This window comes from Clostridium sp. CM028, from assembly GCF_030585565.1.
GTDB classification, from domain to species: Bacteria; Bacillota; Clostridia; order Clostridiales; family Clostridiaceae; genus Clostridium_AD; species Clostridium_AD estertheticum_B.
In genome coordinates, this window is the sequence record NZ_CP077766.1 from 2,327,175 (window position 1) to 2,345,705 (window position 18,531).

An 18,531-nucleotide genomic window follows, 5' to 3' on the forward strand; every position below is an offset into this window, starting at 1 on the left:
TTGAGAATATAAATATTCTCTGAAAATTGCACAGTGAATTAGTCTTTTCGCTCACGCTCAAAGCCTCGCTTCTTTCTTACGAAAGAAGTATTTCGCATTACTTTTAATTATATATTTAGGTCAAGCCCTCGACTTATTAGTATTAGTCAGCTGAACATGTTACCATGCTTACACCTCTAACCTATCAACCTGGTGGTCTTCCAGGAGTCTTACTAACACCGCACTTACGTGCGAGTTATGGGAAATCTCATCTCAGGGTGGGCTTCACGCTTAGATGCTTTCAGCGTTTATCCCTTCCAAACATAGCTACCCAGCGATGCCACTGGCGTGACAACTGGTGCACCAGAGGTTTGTCCATCCCGGTCCTCTCGTACTAAGGACAGCTCCCTTCAAATTTCCTACGCCCGCGACGGATAGGGACCGAACTGTCTCACGACGTTCTGAACCCAGCTCGCGTGCCGCTTTAATGGGCGAACAGCCCAACCCTTGGGACCTACTTCAGCCCCAGGATGCGACGAGCCGACATCGAGGTGCCAAACCTCCCCGTCGATGTGGACTCTTGGGGGAGATCAGCCTGTTATCCCCGAGGTAGCTTTTATCCGTTGAGCGATGGCCCTCCCACGAGGTACCACCGGATCACTAAGCCCGACTTTCGTCCCTGCTCCACTTGTAAGTGTCGCAGTCAGGCTCCCTTCTGCCTTTGCACTCTTCGCGCGATTTCCAACCGCGCTGAGGGAACCTTTGGGCGCCTCCGTTACTTTTTTGGAGGCGACCGCCCCAGTCAAACTGCCCACCTAACAATGTCCTGTGACCAGATTCATGGCCTCCAGTTAGAACCTCAGTACTGTCAGGGTGGTATCCCAAGGATGACTCCACACAGGCTGACGCCCATGTTTCTCAGTCTCCCACCTATCCTGTACAGACAATACCGAAATTCAATGCTAAGCTACAGTAAAGCTCTACGGGGTCTTTCCGTCCAATCGCGGGTAGCAAGCATCTTCACTTGCACTACAATTTCGCCGGATGTGTTGTTGAGACAGTGCCCAAATCATTACGCCATTCGTGCGGGTCGGAACTTACCCGACAAGGAATTTCGCTACCTTAGGACCGTTATAGTTACGGCCGCCGTTTACTGGGGCTTAAGTTCATACCTTCGCTTGCGCTAAGTAATCCCCTTAACCTTCCAGCACCGGGCAGGCGTCAGCCCCTATACATCAGCTTTCGCTTTAGCAGAGACCTGTGTTTTTGCTAAACAGTTGCTTGGGCCTATTCTCTGCGACCTACTTACGTAGGCACCCCTTCTCCCGAAGTTACGGGGTCAATTTGCCGAGTTCCTTAACAACAATTCTTCCGATGGTCTTAGGATTCTCTCCTCACCTACCTGTGTCGGTTTGCGGTACGGGCACCAATATCCTCGATAGAGACTTTTCTTGGCAGCGTGGAATCAGATACTTCAGGAATAAATTCCCTTCCCCATCACATCTCAGCGTTAAGAGCAAACGGATTTGCCTGTCTGCTCCGCCTAAATGCTTAGACACACATCCAATAGTGTGCACATCTTATCCTCCTGCGTCATCCCATTTCTAATAACGTCCATTGGTGGTATCGGAATATCAACCGATTGTCCATCACCTACGCCTTTCGGCCTCGGCTTAGGTCCCGACTAACCCTGAGAGGACGAGCCTTCCTCAGGAAACCTTAGGTTTTCGACCGTTAAGATTCTCACTTAACTCTCGCTACTCATGCCAACATTCTCACTTCTGTACCGTCCACCACTCCTTACGGTATGACTTCAGCCAGTACAGAAAGCTCCTCTACCGCGTACACAATTGTGTACACCCATAGCTTCGGTGGTAAGTTTTAGCCCCGGACATCTTCGGCGCAGGATCTCTTGACTAGTGAGCTATTACGCACTCTTTAAATGAGTGGCTGCTTCTGAGCCAACATCCTAGTTGTCTTAGAAATCCCACATCCTTTTCCACTTAACTTACACTTTGGGACCTTAGCTGATGGTCTGGGCTGTTTCCCTTTTGACTACGGATCTTATCATTCGCAGTCTGACTGCCGAAATAAAAGTATATGGCATTCGGAGTTTGATAGGGTTCAGTAACTGTTGTCAGCCCCTAGCCCATTCAGTGCTCTACCTCCATTACTCAATTAATCGACGCTAGCCCTAAAGCTATTTCGAGGAGAACCAGCTATCTCCGAGTTCGATTGGAATTTCTCCGCTATCCACAGCTCATCCCATGGTTTTTCAACACCAACGTGGTTCGGACCTCCACGGAATTTTACTTCCGCTTCATCCTGGCCATGGATAGGTCACCCGGTTTCGGGTCTACGACATGCAACTATGCGCCCTATTCAGACTTGGTTTCCCTTCGGCTCCGTACCTTAAGTACTTAACCTTGCTACATATCGTAACTCGTTGGCTCGTTCTACAAAAAGCACGCCGTCACACATATAAAGTGCTTCGACCGGTTGTAGGCACACGGTTTCAGGTTCTATTTCACTCCCCTTCCGGGGTTCTTTTCACCTTTCCCTCACGGTACTTCTTCACTATCGGTCACTAGGTAGTATTTAGCCTTGGGAGGTGGTCCTCCCAGCTTCCCACAAGGTTTCACGTGTCTCGTGGTACTCTGGATTAGATCTGACTGTTTTTCCTTTTCATTTACAGGCCTATTACCTTCTGCGGAGCAGCTTTCCAGCTATCTTCAATTAAGGAATTGCAGTATTTATGATCTATCCTCAACCCCCAGATCAAAGACCTGGGTTTGGGCTCTTTCCCTTTCGCTCGCCGCTACTTAGGAAATCGATGTTTCTTTCTCTTCCTCCGGGTACTTAGATGTTTCAGTTCCCCGGGTCTACCTCTGCATACCTATTTATTCAGTATGCAGTACATAGTTGTTACTATGTGGGTTCCCCCATTCGGAAATCTTTGGATCACAGGCTATTTGCGCCTACCCAAAGCTTATCGCAGCTTAACGCGTCCTTCTTCGGCTCCTAGTGCCAAGGCATTCGCCATGCGCCCTTTGTAGCTTGACCTTGATTCTGTCTATTTACATAGACGGTTATATTAATTTTGCGAAATTGTATTAAATTAATTTATAAACTACTTGCGTAGTTTTAATTTTTTTAAAACAACTTTTTTCACTGTGCAATTTTCAAAGAACATTTTAAGAAAAACTATTCATTATCTAACTCCTAAGAGTTAGATAAAATTAGTCTCTCAAAATTAAACAGAGAACTAGGTACGATTAATTACAATAGATATTTTTGAAGAACAAATTAATATTCTTCTATTGCATCGACCGAAGTCAATACATCTACTCCCTAGAAAGGAGGTGATCCAGCCGCAGGTTCTCCTACGGCTACCTTGTTACGACTTCACCCCAATCATCAATCCCACCTTCGGCCGCTGGCTCCTTACGGTTACCTCACGGACTTCGGGTGTTACCAACTCTCATGGTGTGACGGGCGGTGTGTACAAGGCCCGGGAACGTATTCACCGCGACATGCTGATTCGCGATTACTAGCAACTCCGGCTTCATGTAGGCGAGTTGCAGCCTACAATCCGAACTGGGATGAGTTTTTGAGTTTGGCTCCACCTTGCGGTCTTGCATCTCTTTGTACTCACCATTGTAGCACGTGTGTAGCCCTAGACATAAGGGGCATGATGATTTGACGTCATCCCCACCTTCCTCCCGGTTAACCCGGGCAGTCTCACTAGAGTGCTCAACTTAATGGTAGCAACTAATGATAAGGGTTGCGCTCGTTGCGGGACTTAACCCAACATCTCACGACACGAGCTGACGACAACCATGCACCACCTGTCACCCTGTCCCGAAGGACTTCGCCCATCTCTGGGTTATGCAGGGGATGTCAAGTCTAGGTAAGGTTCTTCGCGTTGCTTCGAATTAAACCACATGCTCCGCTGCTTGTGCGGGCCCCCGTCAATTCCTTTGAGTTTTAATCTTGCGATCGTACTCCCCAGGCGGAATACTTAATGTGTTAACGGCGGCACCGAGGTTCGACCCCCGACACCTAGTATTCATCGTTTACGGCGTGGACTACCAGGGTATCTAATCCTGTTTGCTCCCCACGCTTTCATGCCTCAGCGTCAGTTACAGTCCAGTAAGTCGCCTTCGCCACTGGTGTTCTTCCTAATCTCTACGCATTTCACCGCTACACTAGGAATTCCACTTACCTCTCCTGCACTCTAGACACCCAGTTTCAAATGCAGCACCCAAGTTAAGCTCGGGTATTTCACATCTGACTTAAATGTCCGCCTACGCATCCTTTACGCCCAGTAAATCCGGACAACGCTTGCCACCTACGTATTACCGCGGCTGCTGGCACGTAGTTAGCCGTGGCTTCCTCCTCTGGTACCGTCATTATCGTCCCAGAAGACAGAACTTTACAACCCGAAGGCCTTCATCATTCACGCGGCGTTGCTGCGTCAGGGTTTCCCCCATTGCGCAATATTCCCCACTGCTGCCTCCCGTAGGAGTCTGGACCGTGTCTCAGTTCCAATGTGGCCGATCACCCTCTCAGGTCGGCTACGCATCGTCGCCTTGGTGAGCCGTTACCTCACCAACTAGCTAATGCGCCGCGGGTCCATCTCAAAGTGGAATTTTCCGAAGAAAAATCCTTTGATGTTTCGATCATGCGACCAAAACATATTATGCGGTATTAATCTCCCTTTCGGGAGGCTATTCCCCTCTTTGAGGCAGGTTACCCACGTGTTACTCACCCGTCCGCCGCTAATCCACCCCGAAAGGTTTCATCGCTCGACTTGCATGTGTTAGGCACGCCGCCAGCGTTCGTCCTGAGCCAGGATCAAACTCTCAATTTAAAAGTTTACACTTTTTTAGTTGAAATGATTAATCTGCGACAACTGTTAAGTCGTTTAATCAACAATTAAGTTGATTCGCAAGCTCATTACATACTTTTAGTCTTACGACTAAATTTTACTTTATACTAAAGTAATTAACTGGTTTAACGAAATATTATTTCGCTATCTTTACCTATTTCTCTGTTTAATTTTCAAAGACCAATTTACTTTGTCATCATGTGACGACCTCTACTACTCTACCAGTTATTTAATCATCTGTCAACAGTTTTTTAATCTTTTAATTTAAATTCTCTGTTGTAATGATTACTTTCTCGCAGCTAAACTGTAGCAACATGTAATATCTTATCATAATTATTTTTATCTGTTTTATGATGTGTATTACTTATCTTAATATAAGTGCACAATAATCTTATTTTCTTACTTATTCTACGTTTTTCTCATATTGATACACTAGGATTAGTATACATATCATATACTTGTAAACTCATCCTAAACGCTTAAATTCATAAAAATATCTATTCCAATAGCCATTCTAGTTATAAATAAAATTTCAATCATATTAGATTAGTTAACTGTTTTTAACCTTATAAAAAACCATTTGATCTCTCCATTCACCATTTACGTATAAATGTTTTTCACTTATACCAAGTTCTTTAAACCCACAACTACTTAAAACTCTTTGTGACTTTTCATTATCTATTAAAGTAGTTGCTTCTATTCTATGAAGCTCTAATTCTTCAAAAGCATATTTCATTACAAGTTTAACTGATTCTTTCATATATCCCTTACTTTGTTCCTTTTCATCCATAGAATAACCTATAAACGCATTTTTAAAACTGCCCATCACTATATTCGATATCTTTATTTTGCCAATAAGTTTGTTATTCTTGTATATCCCAAAATTCACAACATTACCATTCAAAAATTGTTTATAGTTCTCTACTAAAGTACGTTTTTGGCTCTCTAAAGTATAAAACTTCTCATCTCTAGACGGTTCAAAAGGCCTTAGAAATTTTCTGTTTCTTAAATGAAACTCTAACACTTCTTCCGCATCGCTTGGAATTAATGCATGAATCTTAATATTCATTCCCTTAATTGTAAGTTCTCTTTTTATTGAATTTTTTTTAAGTCCAAACTCATTTATACCAAACATCATTTCTGATTGATATTCAGATTTATTTACTACACTATCTGTGATAATACCTTCTAACTGAAATCCTAAATCAATAAAAGCACTAATATTTATACTTTCATGAACCATAACATTTACTTTGTTTAATCCCATATTTTTAAACAAAATACCCAGCATAAGATTTAACGTATCTTTTAAATACTCATAACCCCCATTATTGTGGTTATGAAATTTCAATCTAAACTGACAAAACTTATTTTTTTTATCTAATTCAACTATAAATATTCTTCCTAGTATAATATAATTACTATCCTTTATTATATACTCTCTATCATTACCTTTTAAAGCTTCTAAATTTACGTACTTACCTTTGTTCATCTTAAGCCCCTTTATCTACACTAAAATCATTAATTAAAGTTTAATAGTTGCTTTTCTTCATACCATTTATTATAACATAACCAATTATAATATTATATTTTTCTTCAATAGCTTTTAATTTTTTGTTATACTTGTAGCATAGTTGAAAAATAATTATAGAAGAAAGGTTTGAGCACAATGAATAAGCAAAATATTAATAAATTAAAACTTTTTCTAATGGGCCTAGAAAATAGATTTTCTGAAAACTGTTCAATATTTAAACAAATTGATACTACCTATATAACAGGTCTAAAAGAGTTTAAAGGAACAGGTATTTATGATAATGGAAATATTAAATATAATTTTAATGGAAAAACAGAAACTTTGAGTATAAATCAATTATTTTCTAACATAACTAAAGAAGCCGAAAGCTATGAATGCTCATCTCTAGTTTATAGTGAAAGAGGTTCTTCAATTTTAATCTCTGCAGATAATAAAAATGTAACTATGAAGAGCTTAAATGTGGATTTCGTAGAGGATGAAGACTTAAATACTATTTCTTCTAAATTACCCTCTACTCATATTAGTAGAACTACCTCCACTCTTTTGAATAGAGATTACTATATAAAGATTGGTAGTGCAGATGCTTTGTTAAAAGAAATAGGCATAATGAGTAAAGATGGTAAAATTAAAAATGATAAAATAAGAAAATATAATCAAATTGATCACTATGTAGAACTCTTAGAAGGAATTTTAGATAAGCTCCCACAACATCAAGTTATAAATATATTAGATTGTGGTTGTGGAAAATCCTATTTATCATTTGTACTAAACTATTATTTAACTGAAGTTAAAAAGAAAAAATGCCATTTTATTGGGCTAGATTACTCTAAATCTATAATAGACTCATCTAAAAACATGGCCAAAAACTTAAATTACAGGAATATGGAGTTCCATGCTATTGATATTAAAGATTATGAACCTGATAAAACTATACATGTAGTATTATCATTACACGCTTGTGACACTGCTACAGATATGGCATTAGCTCTAGGTATCAGAGTAAACTCTAATATAATCATCGCAGTTCCATGCTGCCATCGAGAATTTTTAAAGCAATATTCTTATGAACCCTTTAAAAACATACTAAAGCAGGGTGTATTTAAATCGAGAATGGCCGATATTTTAACAGATGGAATGCGTTCATTACTGCTAGAAGCTAAAGGATATGATGTTTCTGTAGTAGAATATATATCTCCTCTTGAAACACCTAAAAATCTAATGATAAGAGCCATAAAGACAAGTGAAGAAAATGATACAGCTATGGATGAATATATATCTTTAATGAGTAATTTAAATGTTTATCCAGCGTTATATTCGTTTTTGAATTAATGGTAAATATATTTACACAAATAATTTTCAACAAAAATAAGAGTGCATTAATTTTCACTCTTATTTTTGTTCATCCCAATAACATTAAATATTAATTTTTCTTTTTAACGACATTTCAGAAGGAAAGTCTCCCACTTCTATAAGTTGGAGTATAAATCCCCTTCTGGAGTCGTTAGTTCATCTTCTTCGAAGCTGTTCAGCTCCGCAGGAGATGATTTAATTAAATCCTTAATAACTTCTCCACCAAGTATCATTCCTGCTACTGGAGGAACGAAAGATATACTACCTGGAATTTGTCTTTTTATAGCACACTTTTTTGAACCTCCTGTACATACACAACCTTCTTTGCATGTTATAACCTCCTCTAACTTCGGCCTCATAGGGGTTTCCTCTGAGTAAACAACCTTTAAGCTATCAATATTTCTCTTTCTTAGCTCCTGTCTTATAACCCTTGCAAGTGGACATACTTTTGTATCATAAATATCTGCGACTCTAAATAGCGTTGGATCTAATTTATTTCCAGTCCCTAAACAGCATATAATATTGATATTACGTTTTCTGCAGTGTTCAACTAATGATATTTTTGAAGCTACTGTATCGATAGCATCTACTACATAATCTGTGTCCTCAGTAATTATATCTCCCATATTATCTGCAGTTACGAATGTTTCATGAGTGATAACTTCACATTTAGGATTTATTTCGAGTATTCTATCCTTCATTACTAAAACCTTACTTTTACCTATAGTTTTAAATGTAGCATGTATTTGTCTATTTAAGTTTGTTAAACAAATTGTATCATCATCTATTAATACCAATTTCCCAACACCTGCTCTTACTAGTGCTTCAACTGTATAACTACCAACTCCACCTATTCCAAAAACTACTACTTTACTTTCTCGTAATTTATTTAAACTGTCCATACCTATGAGTAATTCTGTTCTTGACAATGAATGCTGTGGCATATGTTTCTCTCTCCTTTTAAATATATCTTATTTTAAGTATTATATGTTTTCATATTATAAAATTTATTAATAAAACAAATCAATTTCATAATTTAATTATACCCTATATATTTAAAAAGACCACGCATATGCGTGGTCTTTTTCCATTTCAACAGTTTTATTCTTATCATGATGTTAGATTATAGTTCGTGGACAAATATTCCACTTTGTAATTTAGGTTCAAACCAAGTTGATTTAGGAGGCATTACTTTCCCCGCATTTGCTATATCCATTAGATCATCCATAGTTGTAGGGCACATAGAAAATGCAACTTTCATTCCTTCTCTAACCCTTCTTTCTAATTCCCCAAGCCCTCTTATTCCACCTATGAAATCGATTCTTGAATTTGTTCTTGGATCATCAATATCTAAAATCGGATCTAGTAAATTCTTTTGAAGTATTGATACATCTAATCTTTCAACTGGATCACTCATATTAAAAGTCCCTTCTTTTGCTGACAGTTTGTACCATTTTCCCTCTAAGAACATTCCGTATGTTCTTTGCACTTCTGGTTTAAATTGGCCTTTACCTTCATATGGAGTTATATCAAATTTGTCAGTAACTTTATTTAAAAAATCTTCTGAAGAATTTCCATTTAAATCTGAAACAACTCTATTATAATCCATTACGTATAAATCATTATCTGGGAATATAACCGATAGGAAGAAATTAAATTCCTCATCACCAGTGTATGCTGGGTTATCTTTTCTTCTCTTTAGTCCAACTTTAACAGCTGAAGCTGATCTATGATGTCCGTCAGCTATATATAAATAATCTGTTTGCGTAAATACAGCTGATAGCTTATTTATAATTGCTTCCTCATCTATAACCCAAATAATTTGTGATACTCCATCTTCTGATTTATAATCATATACTGGTGTTTTTGTTTCTGTCCAATTTTTAACTATACTATCTATTTCATCTTTATGTCTATATGTTAAAAATATTGGTCCAGTATTACAATTTGTATAATCAACATGATTAAATCTATCAAGCTCTTTATCCGATCTTGTTAGCTCATGTTTTTTAATTGTATTATTTATATAATCATCAATTGAAGCACAAGCAACTATACCAGTTTGAGGTCTTCCATTCATTATTTGTCTATATATATACATACAAGGTTTTTCATCTTGCATATACACTTTATCGCTAATCATTTTTTGAAGATTTTCTCTGGCTTTCAAATAAACTTGCTCACTGTGCGTATCTATACCTTGTGGTAAATCTATTTCTGGTTTATCGACATGTAGAAATGAATAAGGTTTTCCTTTTACCATTTCTCTAGCCTCTTCACTATCCATAACATCATAAGGGAGAGCTGCTACTTTCTCTACTAAACCTAATTGCGGTCTGTATGCTTTAAATGACTTTACTACTGCCATGATTATCCCTCCTGTGATTAATTAATTTATTTGAAAAATTCTAAAATAATACTTATTATCTCGGTACCTATTCTTGTTTGAGCTTCCTGCGTTGCAGCTCCAATATGTGGTGTTACAGAAACCTTTGGATGGTTAACTAAAGTTTCATTTTTAGTTGGTTCTTCAACAAAAACATCTACTCCAGCTCCTGCTAATTTGCCATTATCTAAAGCTTCTACTAAAGCATCTTCATCAACTACTCCACCTCTAGCACAGTTAATTAAGAATGATCCATCCTTCATCATATCTAATTGGTCTTTTCCTATAGTAGCCCCTTGATCTTTAATGAATGGTATATGTAATGATAAATAATCTGCTCTTTTTAATACATCATTTAACTCACAGAATTCGTACTCATCACAATCCTTAGCTTTACCTATTATATCTGTATATATGACCGTCATGCCAAGTGCAAATGCTTTTTTAGCTAGTTCTCTTGATATTCTTCCAAACCCAACTAAACCTAAAGTTTTTCCCGCAATTTCTACACCTACATATTTTTTCTTATCCCATTTGCCCTGTCTCATAGATACATTAGAAATATTAACAAATCTTGATACTGCAAACATATGAGCAAGCGTAAGTTCCGCTACAGATGCACTGCTTGCATTTGGAGTATTAGACACATTTATCCCTTTTTCTCTAGCATATGCTACGTCAATATTGTCAACGCCAACCCCTCCACGTATTATAAGCTTTAGTCTTCCCGCTTCTGCCGCTTTGTCGATTATTGGTTTTCTAACCTTTGTTGCAGATCTAACTACAATTACGTCAAATGATTTTAATGCTTCGCCCAAAACTTCTGGTTCATAAAACTTCTCAACAACTTCAAACCCTTTAGCTTTCAACTCTTTAACAGCATTTTTTTCCATACTATCAGTAACTAATACCCTAATCATGATTATCCTCCTCTTTATATAAAGAAATATTATCCTTTAATTTAGATACTTTAGTGGATTCAGACACTTTAGTGGATTCTTAAACCAATTATATCATTTTCAATAATTATATAAACTCAAATTAAGAATGAAAAATCACATTACAATTTTTCATTCTTAATCTAATTGTTAATTATTTAAGTTCTAAAATTTCGGTTATTATTTTCAATAAATTTTTCACTTCTTCTGGTGTAGTTTCAGCCATATGGGCAATTCTAAATGTCTTATCTTTTAATTTTCCATAACCATTAGAAATAATAAAGCCTCTTTCACCTAATTTCTTGTTTAAGTCAGAAATACTGATTCCTCTTGTGTTTTTAACATTAGTTAATGTATTTGACAAAAAGTTTTCATTAGCGAATATTTCAAAATATTTTCTAGCCCACTCTCTAACAAGTTCAGCACCAGCGATGTGTCTAGCATATCTGCTCTGTAAGCCTTCGTCTAATATCTTATCTAACTGATAATCTAAAGCAAACATATGTGCAAGTGAAGGCGTAGACGGATATTGATAATCCTTCTTTTGAATGCAATTATATAGTCCTAATAAATCAAAATATACTCCTCTATTTGTAACTTGCTTAGCTCTTTCTACTGCTTTTTTTGAGAATGTGCAAATAGCCATTCCTGCAGGTAATCCTAAACATTTCTGAGTTGAAGTTATACAAATATCTATAGCCCATTCATCTACTTTTACTTCTGTTCCAGCAGCGTTACTTACTGTGTCAACGCATACTACAATTTCAGGGTATTTTTTGTAAACTGACGAAAGAACTTCCATGTTATTAACGAGTCCTGTTGAAGTCTCATTCATAGTAATCGTTATTAAATCATATTTACCAGTTACTAATGCTTCTTCGATCATTTCTGGAGTTGTTGGTTGTCCCCATTCAGATTCAAATTTATCTGCTGGTACTCCATTATCCGTACACATTTCAAACCATCTGTTTCCAAATGCTCCTACTGAAAATATTGCTGCTCTCTTGGCTGTACATGAACGTACAGCACCTTCCATTAGACCACTTCCTGAACTCGTTGAAAGTAGTATTTCTTCTTTAGTATTAAACACTTTTCTCATTTTGTCGCTTATGTTTCTTTGTAGCTCTGATGCTTCCTTGCCTCTATGTGATATTTGAGGCGTAGCCATTTTTTGAAGTACGTCCTCTGCTACATCTACTGGCCCCGGTATAAATAATCTTTTATGCATGATTCACCCTCCAAGTTTTACTTTTCCCATTTTTTTGTTAATCTTATGATTTGTCTTGAAGTCTAACAATTATTTTAACACTTAAATATAACTTTCTCAATATATTCAAAATAAACATTATGAATATTCTATATTTAATACACAATTCCATATTAGTATAGCATACATTTTATTATTTGTGTTTAAATTACTATTTTAACATTATTTTACACTAAAGTTTTCTCTTTGTTATGATGTGTAACTCCCACTTAGAAGTGGGAGACTTTCTTCTGGAATACCTCTAAAATATTAGTAATTTAATACTTGCATTAGCCTTGATCTAATCCTGCTAAAACCTTGTCATATAAATTAACTTCACATTTATTGTTTTTTAAATGATGGCAATTATTACAGCTTTTACTAAATAATGTCCCTATTGAAGATTGAAATCCTGTTCCTACCGAGTCATATCCCTTACAACTATTTGCTACATGTGTCATCTGTTCTATATTTGGCATAATATTGTTCCTCCTTATAATTTAAAACTTAATTAATTTCTCCTTATTATTTCCCTACTTTCATCAAATAATTCCTCTATACATTTTTATATTACAGAATTACCACAACTATTATAACTTTCAGCACCATATTTAAAAAATTATATATTACCAAAACTTCTCTAATCTAAATAATTTTAATTTTTTTATAATTTCCTGTAAATTAAATAAAGCTACCAAAACATAAACTGTTCTAGTAGCTTGTATATGCTATTTAAAATAGCATCTTTTATTATATTAATAACTATTAATAACCTATTGCTTTTATATGATCTTCAAGTTTTTACAACTTTCATCCTACTACCTTATTCAAGGTTATCCCACCAGTAATCTTTTATGTTAATTATAGATTCAGTTTCTCTACAGTATTTTGTAGTTAAACACTGCCTTAAATTTCTTGGGCATCTTTTGCATAAACAGTCCACGTCTCCGCCATTACACTGTTTTGTAGAGGCTTCAGGACATTTATCACAGTTATCTCCACCTACAGCCATTTTATCACCTACCACTTTAATTAAAATTGTTTTATCAATAGTTACTATATTTTATGCTATTTTTCTTCATTCTCTGTCTCGTAAATCGTTCTATACTTAATCATTATTTCATTTAAAATATCTGCTACTATTGGGGGGGTATATGTAATTGCATTAGCCCCTGCTTTTATAGTTTCCCTTATAGTTTCATTATTTGGACCACCTGTCGCAATTATAGGAAAATCGGGATGTTTTTCTCTTATTTTTCCAACTATATACGCTGTCTTTTTAGCACCTGAAACATTGATTATAGTTGCTCCGGCATTTATCCTAGCCTCTGTATCTTCAAATTCTGACACAACTGTAACTATTATTGGAATATCTATAGTTCTCCTTACTTGTCTTATAACATCATTTGATATAGGACTATTGACTACTACACCCATAGCACCTTTAAATTCAGCATCTAGTGCTAAATTTGTCACCCTTCTCCCTGTAGTAATCCCTCCTCCAACGCCACAAAACACTGGTACATCTGCTGCTAATACTAAGGCTTCTGTTATAATGGGCTGAGGTGTAAATGGATATACTGCAATAATTGCATCCGCATTTGTATTTCTTATAACTGCCACATCTGTAGTAAAAACAAAAGATTTCAACCTTTTCCCAAATATTACAATTCCACTAGCATCCCTAATTGCACTTGGTAGCTCTATCATATGGCTCCTCAAACTCCCTGTTATTTGAGGCACTTTTTTACTTAAATTTTTACCTTCAATGTTATTTTCCATTTTTATCCTTCTCTCTTTTTATAATTATTTAATATTAACACTAATATAATATTTAATCTAATTATTACGAAGCTACTAATATTTTATTAACATCCCCATTATAATTATACTTATAATGGGGATTTAATTCTACCCTTAATACTTATATTATTTTATTTGTACTAGTAATTCTTTTGCCTTTACTATAAAATAATTACATAGGGTTTAAGTTTATAAATTAAGGAGGTCTTTTATGCGAATAAAAATTCATTCTACCTATTATATGTTTATTTGCTTATCTTTATTTTTCATGATTTTAGCATTTGTTATGAACACCCCAACGGAAATCTTCATAGGTTTTAAAAAAATAATTTTTGAATCTAATATACTAATTACAGATTATGTAGAACTTGCGGGCATTGGCGCTACCTTTTTTAATATGTCTTTAGTAGTTTTAGCCTCTATATTCCTACTTGTACATGTAGGAATAAAACCAAATGGTTCCACTGTAGCGGCACTATTTACAATGGCAGGCTTCTCTCTTTTCGGAAAAAGCATTGTAAATATCTGGCCAATAATATTTGGGGTTTGGTTATATTCTAGATATCAAAAGGAAAAGTTTATAAATTATGTTTTAATAGCACTATTTGGAACAACTTTATCTCCTACTGTTAATCAATTAGCATTTTTAGGTCATTTACCCTTTCTAGGAAATATAATTATAGCAATATTAATAAGCACTTTTATCGGCTTTATTTTCCCTCCAATGGCAGCTTATTGTCTAAAGCTTCACCAAGGTTATAATCTTTATAATATAGGTTTCGCAGCTGGACTTCTTGCAACCTTGATCATGTCTTTACTAAGAGCTTTTGGTATAAACTTTGAAAGTCGATTACTTTGGTCTACAGGAAATAATTTATTTTTTTCTATAATATTAATTTCCTTATTCATACTAATGATAATAGTTGGATTCATACATAATGATAAAAGTTTTAAAAACTTATTTAAACTTTATAAACAACCTGGTAGACTAGTAAGTGATTATTACCTTTTATTTGGACGTGGACTTACTATGATAAACATGGGTATTCTAGGCGTATATTCAACTATTTACGTACTCATAATTGGAGGGGATTTAAATGGTCCTACTATAGGTGGAATATTAACCATTGTTGGTTTTGGATCATTTGGAAAGCACCTACGAAATGTATTTCCTGTTATGATAGGCGCAACACTTGCATCTCTATTAAATATTTGGCAATTTAGTTCACCTGGAATGCTATTAGGTATCTTATTTAGTTCAACATTAGCTCCTATTTCAGGTCAATTTGGATGGATTTATGGTGCTATTGCCGGATTTTTGCACATTTGCTTGTCCATGAATATTAGCTATCTTCATGGTGGCTTAAATCTATACAATAACGGTTTTTCAGGAGGAATAGTATGTATAATCCTTATTCCAATTATTACTGCATTTAGAAAGGAGGTTGATTAATATTGAAACATACAGATCAACGAAATATAAAAATAGTAACTGAATTAATGGGTTATTGTTATAAACATGGTTCAGATAATGTTCATATTGATATAAGTAAAGAAAATAAAAAAATAATCATATTTATAAGAGCACAACTTTCCTTTATATCCAAAGAAAATCTTGAGCTTTTAGAAGAATCACTAACCGCACCAAGATGTCATGAAATGGAAGAATACTATTGGAATCTTACAGGGGATAGTGATACATGTACAGAACTTACCCTTGTAGGTATGATGATTGATGAATCTCACATAAATTATGTAGATGGCGAGTATCTAGAGATACTTTTAACTAGGATTCCATAAAGAACTTTAAATGGCTAGGTTAAATTACTTTGCATTTAACAATTTCAGAAGATTAAACAATTATTAATTTTGAATCTTCTGAAATATCGTTAAACTTTCACAGTGGATTTTAAATTATTTTATGAAATTTACTCTTTCTATTTGATATCGCAGTAGTTAGCCTATATATCACATCTATACGCCTCTTCTCCCTTATATTCAATTTCCTTCAGCAATTTTCTTACAACCCTTTTCCCTATTTCGTCTTCACTCATTTCACATATGGCATCATCTATTTTTTCCCACTCAGCCCAATCAACTTCAGGGGACTTATTTATTTCACCTTCAACATACTTAGCCATAAAAGTTAACATTATAATTTCTTTAGAAGCTAAATAATCACTCCCCAAATATCTTATCTCTCCAACTATTATTCCAGTCTCCTCTTTAACTTCTCTATGAACAGTTTCTTCAACAGATTCTCCAGTATTTACATACCCTGATACTAATACCTTTGAATTCTTAAAAGTGTAATTTTGTTTAAGAAGTAAAATTTCTTTACCCTTGACAACTGCAACTACCACACATGGCTTTGGTGTGTCGAAATACATAATATCATCCACAGGGCAATATGGAACTGCCCCTTCATCCCAGCTATCTTTCTTTATTAATTTTTTTCCACAAATTGGGCAATATATAAATTTCAAACTTTTACCTCCTCAATTCCCATGTTCTTAACCCACATGTTATTTAACATTCTATTTCAATTATTGCTTACTTTAAAACAAATGTCATCACGTTTCTTAAATCATTATCTTCGAAGCTACATTAAATTATCGCCTGCGGTGCTGTAATATCAGCGGCTTCAGAATAAGACTTGTATTCCCACTTAAGTTTTTTCTTTGTTTAGTCCGTAACCCTCTCTTATATAAGATGGGGTCTTTCCTTCTAAAATTTCGTTAAATTTATAAAACAACTTCAACTGGATTACTTAAAGTTATAAACTTTTCACCAACTTCACATTCGTAAGCAAAAATATCAACACCATTTTTGCATGCCAATCTTAATGCTTCTCCAAACGCTACATCCATATCATCATATGGAGAGAAATTTTTTATATTGCTCATTTGAATAAGAAATAGTACTCCAGCTCCAAATCCTCTCTTTTTAGCCTCTATAAGCTCTAATAAGTGTTTTCTGCCTCTCTCTGTAGGTGCATCTGGAAACTTAGTTTTACCATCTACTTCAAATGTAACCCCTTTTACCTCGAGGTAATATTCTTCATCCATGTCATTAGATAGTTTAAAATCAAATCTACTATTTCCAAAAGTCTTTTCTCTTTGTATTATATTATATTTAACTAGATTTTGTATTTTTTTATCTTTTAATGCCTCCTCAACAACTTTATTAGGCATTTGTGAATCTATATTAATGATCTTATTATCTTTATACCCTGAAATTAGATCATATAATGTTTTTCTAGTAGGATTAAGCTCTTCTCTTAATAGAACTGTGGAGCCTGGAATTAGTATTTCCTTACATCTCCCCGTATTAGGAACATGTACTATTATTTCTTCGCCATTAAGATTTACATACGCTTGAAACCTATTTGGTCTTCTTATAAATTCGGCAACAAAAATCCTTTTATTTATAAACATAATTTCATCTCCATTTTTTAAATATACACTAATAAATAAAAATAATCAACATTATCCACAATCATAATATTATTTTATGCGAAAATATTGATTATTATATAACGCCATAAAAAAGCCCTTGCTTTTGCAAGGACTTTTTTATGGTGACTCCTAGGGGAATTGAACCCCTGTTACCACCGTGAAAGGGTGGTGTCTTAACCGCTTGACCAAGGAGCCTTATAAAATTTGGTGGCTTACCGGGGAATCGAACCCCGGACACCATGATTAAAAGTCATGTGCTCTACCAACTGAGCTAGTAAACCATATTGGCTGGGATAGCAGGATTTGAACCTACGGATGCCACAGTCAAAGTGTGGTGCCTTACCGCTTGGCGATACCCCAATATTGTATGGTGCGTCTTAAGGGATTCGAACCCCTGGCCCACGCCTTAGAAGGGCGTTGCTCTATCCAACTGAGCTAAAGACGCATATTAAATAAATAAAATGGAGCGGGTAGAGGGAATCGAACCCTCGTAATTAGCTTGGAAGGCTAACACTCTACCATTGAGTTATACCCGCTTATATAAATATGGTGCAGGTGAAGGGACTTGAACCCCCATGCCGTAAAGCGCTAGATCCTAAGTCTAGTGCGTCTGCCATTCCGCCACACCTGCATACATATGGTGACTCCTAGGGGAATTGAACCCCTGTTACCACCGTGAAAGGGTGGTGTCTTAACCGCTTGACCAAGGAGCCTTATAAAATACTTAAATATTCTTATTTTAGTATTGACCTGGCGACAACCTACTCTTCCACAAGGTCACCCCTGCAGTACCATCGGCGCATTGAAGCTTAACCTTCGTGTTCGGTATGGGAACGGGTGTTACCTTCATGCCATAATCACCAGATTTATTTTCAGAAACAATAATTGAGAATCTACCGTCGTTGACTACGGATATTAGATATAAAATATATTCTCATTATTATCT

13 protein-coding genes, 7 tRNA genes and 3 rRNA genes are annotated in these 18,531 nt (G+C 35.7%); 3 read left to right on the forward strand and 20 right to left on the reverse strand.

Annotated features, from left to right (window positions below; all coding sequences use genetic code 11):
* Positions 1 to 116 precede the first annotated feature (116 nt).
* The 3 genes from KTC94_RS10805 to KTC94_RS10815 form a co-directional block, all read right to left on the reverse strand.
* Positions 117 to 3,042: ribosomal RNA gene (locus tag KTC94_RS10805) — 23S ribosomal RNA — on the reverse strand.
* A 292-nt stretch (positions 3,043 to 3,334) separates the two neighbouring features.
* A 16S ribosomal RNA gene (locus tag KTC94_RS10810) occupies positions 3,335 to 4,852 on the reverse strand.
* Together the 16S and 23S rRNA genes form the textbook arrangement of a ribosomal RNA operon.
* Before the next feature lie 568 nt (positions 4,853 to 5,420).
* Positions 5,421 to 6,362, reverse strand: coding sequence for a GNAT family N-acetyltransferase (locus KTC94_RS10815; RefSeq protein ID WP_220320540.1), 942 nt, complete (start codon positions 6,360 to 6,362; stop codon positions 5,421 to 5,423).
* 177 nt (positions 6,363 to 6,539) lie between these two features.
* Here KTC94_RS10815 and KTC94_RS10820 point away from each other — a divergent pair, with 177 nt between their 5' ends.
* Positions 6,540 to 7,733, forward strand: coding sequence for an SAM-dependent methyltransferase (locus KTC94_RS10820; protein ID WP_216304492.1), 1,194 nt, complete (start codon positions 6,540 to 6,542; stop codon positions 7,731 to 7,733).
* A gap of 137 nt (positions 7,734 to 7,870) precedes the next feature.
* Here the strand turns inward: KTC94_RS10820 and KTC94_RS10825 are convergent, their stop codons facing one another.
* From KTC94_RS10825 to KTC94_RS10855, 7 genes are all read right to left on the reverse strand, one after another.
* The gene (locus tag KTC94_RS10825; RefSeq protein ID WP_216304491.1) at positions 7,871 to 8,698 is read right to left on the reverse strand and encodes a ThiF family adenylyltransferase; all 828 of its coding nucleotides are present in this window, start codon (positions 8,696 to 8,698) and stop codon (positions 7,871 to 7,873) included.
* 179 nt (positions 8,699 to 8,877) lie between these two features.
* Positions 8,878 to 10,122 carry a DUF1015 domain-containing protein gene (locus tag KTC94_RS10830; RefSeq protein ID WP_216304489.1) on the reverse strand — a complete coding sequence of 415 codons (1,245 nt, stop codon included), beginning with the start codon at positions 10,120 to 10,122 and terminating at the stop codon, positions 8,878 to 8,880.
* A gap of 26 nt (positions 10,123 to 10,148) precedes the next feature.
* Entirely contained in the window at positions 10,149 to 11,060 is a 912-nt protein-coding gene (locus KTC94_RS10835; RefSeq protein WP_216304487.1) for a D-2-hydroxyacid dehydrogenase, read from the reverse strand.
* A gap of 172 nt (positions 11,061 to 11,232) precedes the next feature.
* The gene (locus tag KTC94_RS10840; protein WP_216304486.1) at positions 11,233 to 12,306 is read right to left on the reverse strand and encodes an alanine--glyoxylate aminotransferase family protein; all 1,074 of its coding nucleotides are present in this window, start codon (positions 12,304 to 12,306) and stop codon (positions 11,233 to 11,235) included.
* Positions 12,307 to 12,614: 308 nt separating this feature from the next.
* The gene (locus KTC94_RS10845) at positions 12,615 to 12,803 is read right to left on the reverse strand and encodes a hypothetical protein (RefSeq protein WP_220320539.1); all 189 of its coding nucleotides are present in this window, start codon (positions 12,801 to 12,803) and stop codon (positions 12,615 to 12,617) included.
* Positions 12,804 to 13,147: 344 nt separating this feature from the next.
* Entirely contained in the window at positions 13,148 to 13,336 is a 189-nt protein-coding gene (locus KTC94_RS10850; RefSeq protein WP_165414545.1) for a hypothetical protein, read from the reverse strand.
* A 56-nt stretch (positions 13,337 to 13,392) separates the two neighbouring features.
* Entirely contained in the window at positions 13,393 to 14,106 is a 714-nt protein-coding gene (locus tag KTC94_RS10855) for a hydrolase (RefSeq protein WP_165414546.1), read from the reverse strand.
* A 232-nt stretch (positions 14,107 to 14,338) separates the two neighbouring features.
* Between KTC94_RS10855 and KTC94_RS10860 the strand changes: the two genes are divergently transcribed.
* Together KTC94_RS10860 and KTC94_RS10865 are read left to right on the forward strand one after the other, a co-directional pair.
* Positions 14,339 to 15,580, forward strand: coding sequence for a DUF1576 domain-containing protein (locus KTC94_RS10860; RefSeq protein ID WP_216304483.1), 1,242 nt, complete (start codon positions 14,339 to 14,341; stop codon positions 15,578 to 15,580).
* A gap of 2 nt (positions 15,581 to 15,582) precedes the next feature.
* Positions 15,583 to 15,927 carry a hypothetical protein gene (locus KTC94_RS10865; RefSeq protein ID WP_216304482.1) on the forward strand — a complete coding sequence of 115 codons (345 nt, stop codon included), beginning with the start codon at positions 15,583 to 15,585 and terminating at the stop codon, positions 15,925 to 15,927.
* Between the two features lie 161 nt (positions 15,928 to 16,088).
* Here the strand turns inward: KTC94_RS10865 and KTC94_RS10870 are convergent, their stop codons facing one another.
* The 10 genes from KTC94_RS10870 to rrf form a co-directional block, all read right to left on the reverse strand.
* Entirely contained in the window at positions 16,089 to 16,613 is a 525-nt protein-coding gene (locus KTC94_RS10870; protein WP_216304481.1) for an NAD(+) diphosphatase, read from the reverse strand.
* A 258-nt stretch (positions 16,614 to 16,871) separates the two neighbouring features.
* Positions 16,872 to 17,564, reverse strand: coding sequence for a DNA/RNA nuclease SfsA (gene sfsA, locus KTC94_RS10875; RefSeq protein WP_216304480.1), 693 nt, complete (start codon positions 17,562 to 17,564; stop codon positions 16,872 to 16,874).
* 141 nt (positions 17,565 to 17,705) lie between these two features.
* Positions 17,706 to 17,780 (reverse strand) — tRNA-Glu (locus tag KTC94_RS10880).
* Between the two features lie 10 nt (positions 17,781 to 17,790).
* Positions 17,791 to 17,866 (reverse strand) — tRNA-Lys (locus KTC94_RS10885).
* Between the two features lie 4 nt (positions 17,867 to 17,870).
* Positions 17,871 to 17,945: transfer RNA gene (locus KTC94_RS10890), tRNA-Gln, on the reverse strand.
* 8 nt (positions 17,946 to 17,953) lie between these two features.
* Positions 17,954 to 18,030, reverse strand: a tRNA-Arg gene (locus KTC94_RS10895).
* Positions 18,031 to 18,047: 17 nt separating this feature from the next.
* Positions 18,048 to 18,121 (reverse strand) — tRNA-Gly (locus tag KTC94_RS10900).
* A gap of 11 nt (positions 18,122 to 18,132) precedes the next feature.
* A tRNA-Leu gene (locus KTC94_RS10905) sits at positions 18,133 to 18,216 on the reverse strand.
* Positions 18,217 to 18,223: 7 nt separating this feature from the next.
* Positions 18,224 to 18,298 (reverse strand) — tRNA-Glu (locus KTC94_RS10910).
* A gap of 35 nt (positions 18,299 to 18,333) precedes the next feature.
* Positions 18,334 to 18,450: ribosomal RNA gene (gene rrf / locus KTC94_RS10915) — 5S ribosomal RNA — on the reverse strand.
* Positions 18,451 to 18,531: the final 81 nt, after the last annotated feature.

Coding starts and splice junctions, on each gene's coding strand:
- KTC94_RS10815 (WP_220320540.1), bottom strand. CDS start 6,362: ATGAACAAAGGTAAGTACGTAAATTTAGAAGCTTTAAAAGGTAATGAT.
- KTC94_RS10820 (WP_216304492.1), top strand. CDS start 6,540: ATGAATAAGCAAAATATTAATAAATTAAAACTTTTTCTAATGGGCCTA.
- KTC94_RS10825 (WP_216304491.1), bottom strand. CDS start 8,698: ATGCCACAGCATTCATTGTCAAGAACAGAATTACTCATAGGTATGGAC.
- KTC94_RS10830 (WP_216304489.1), bottom strand. CDS start 10,122: ATGGCAGTAGTAAAGTCATTTAAAGCATACAGACCGCAATTAGGTTTA.
- KTC94_RS10835 (WP_216304487.1), bottom strand. CDS start 11,060: ATGATTAGGGTATTAGTTACTGATAGTATGGAAAAAAATGCTGTTAAA.
- KTC94_RS10840 (WP_216304486.1), bottom strand. CDS start 12,306: ATGCATAAAAGATTATTTATACCGGGGCCAGTAGATGTAGCAGAGGAC.
- KTC94_RS10845 (WP_220320539.1), bottom strand. CDS start 12,803: ATGCCAAATATAGAACAGATGACACATGTAGCAAATAGTTGTAAGGGA.
- KTC94_RS10850 (WP_165414545.1), bottom strand. CDS start 13,336: ATGGCTGTAGGTGGAGATAACTGTGATAAATGTCCTGAAGCCTCTACA.
- KTC94_RS10855 (WP_165414546.1), bottom strand. CDS start 14,106: ATGGAAAATAACATTGAAGGTAAAAATTTAAGTAAAAAAGTGCCTCAA.
- KTC94_RS10860 (WP_216304483.1), top strand. CDS start 14,339: ATGCGAATAAAAATTCATTCTACCTATTATATGTTTATTTGCTTATCT.
- sfsA (WP_216304480.1), bottom strand. CDS start 17,564: ATGTTTATAAATAAAAGGATTTTTGTTGCCGAATTTATAAGAAGACCA.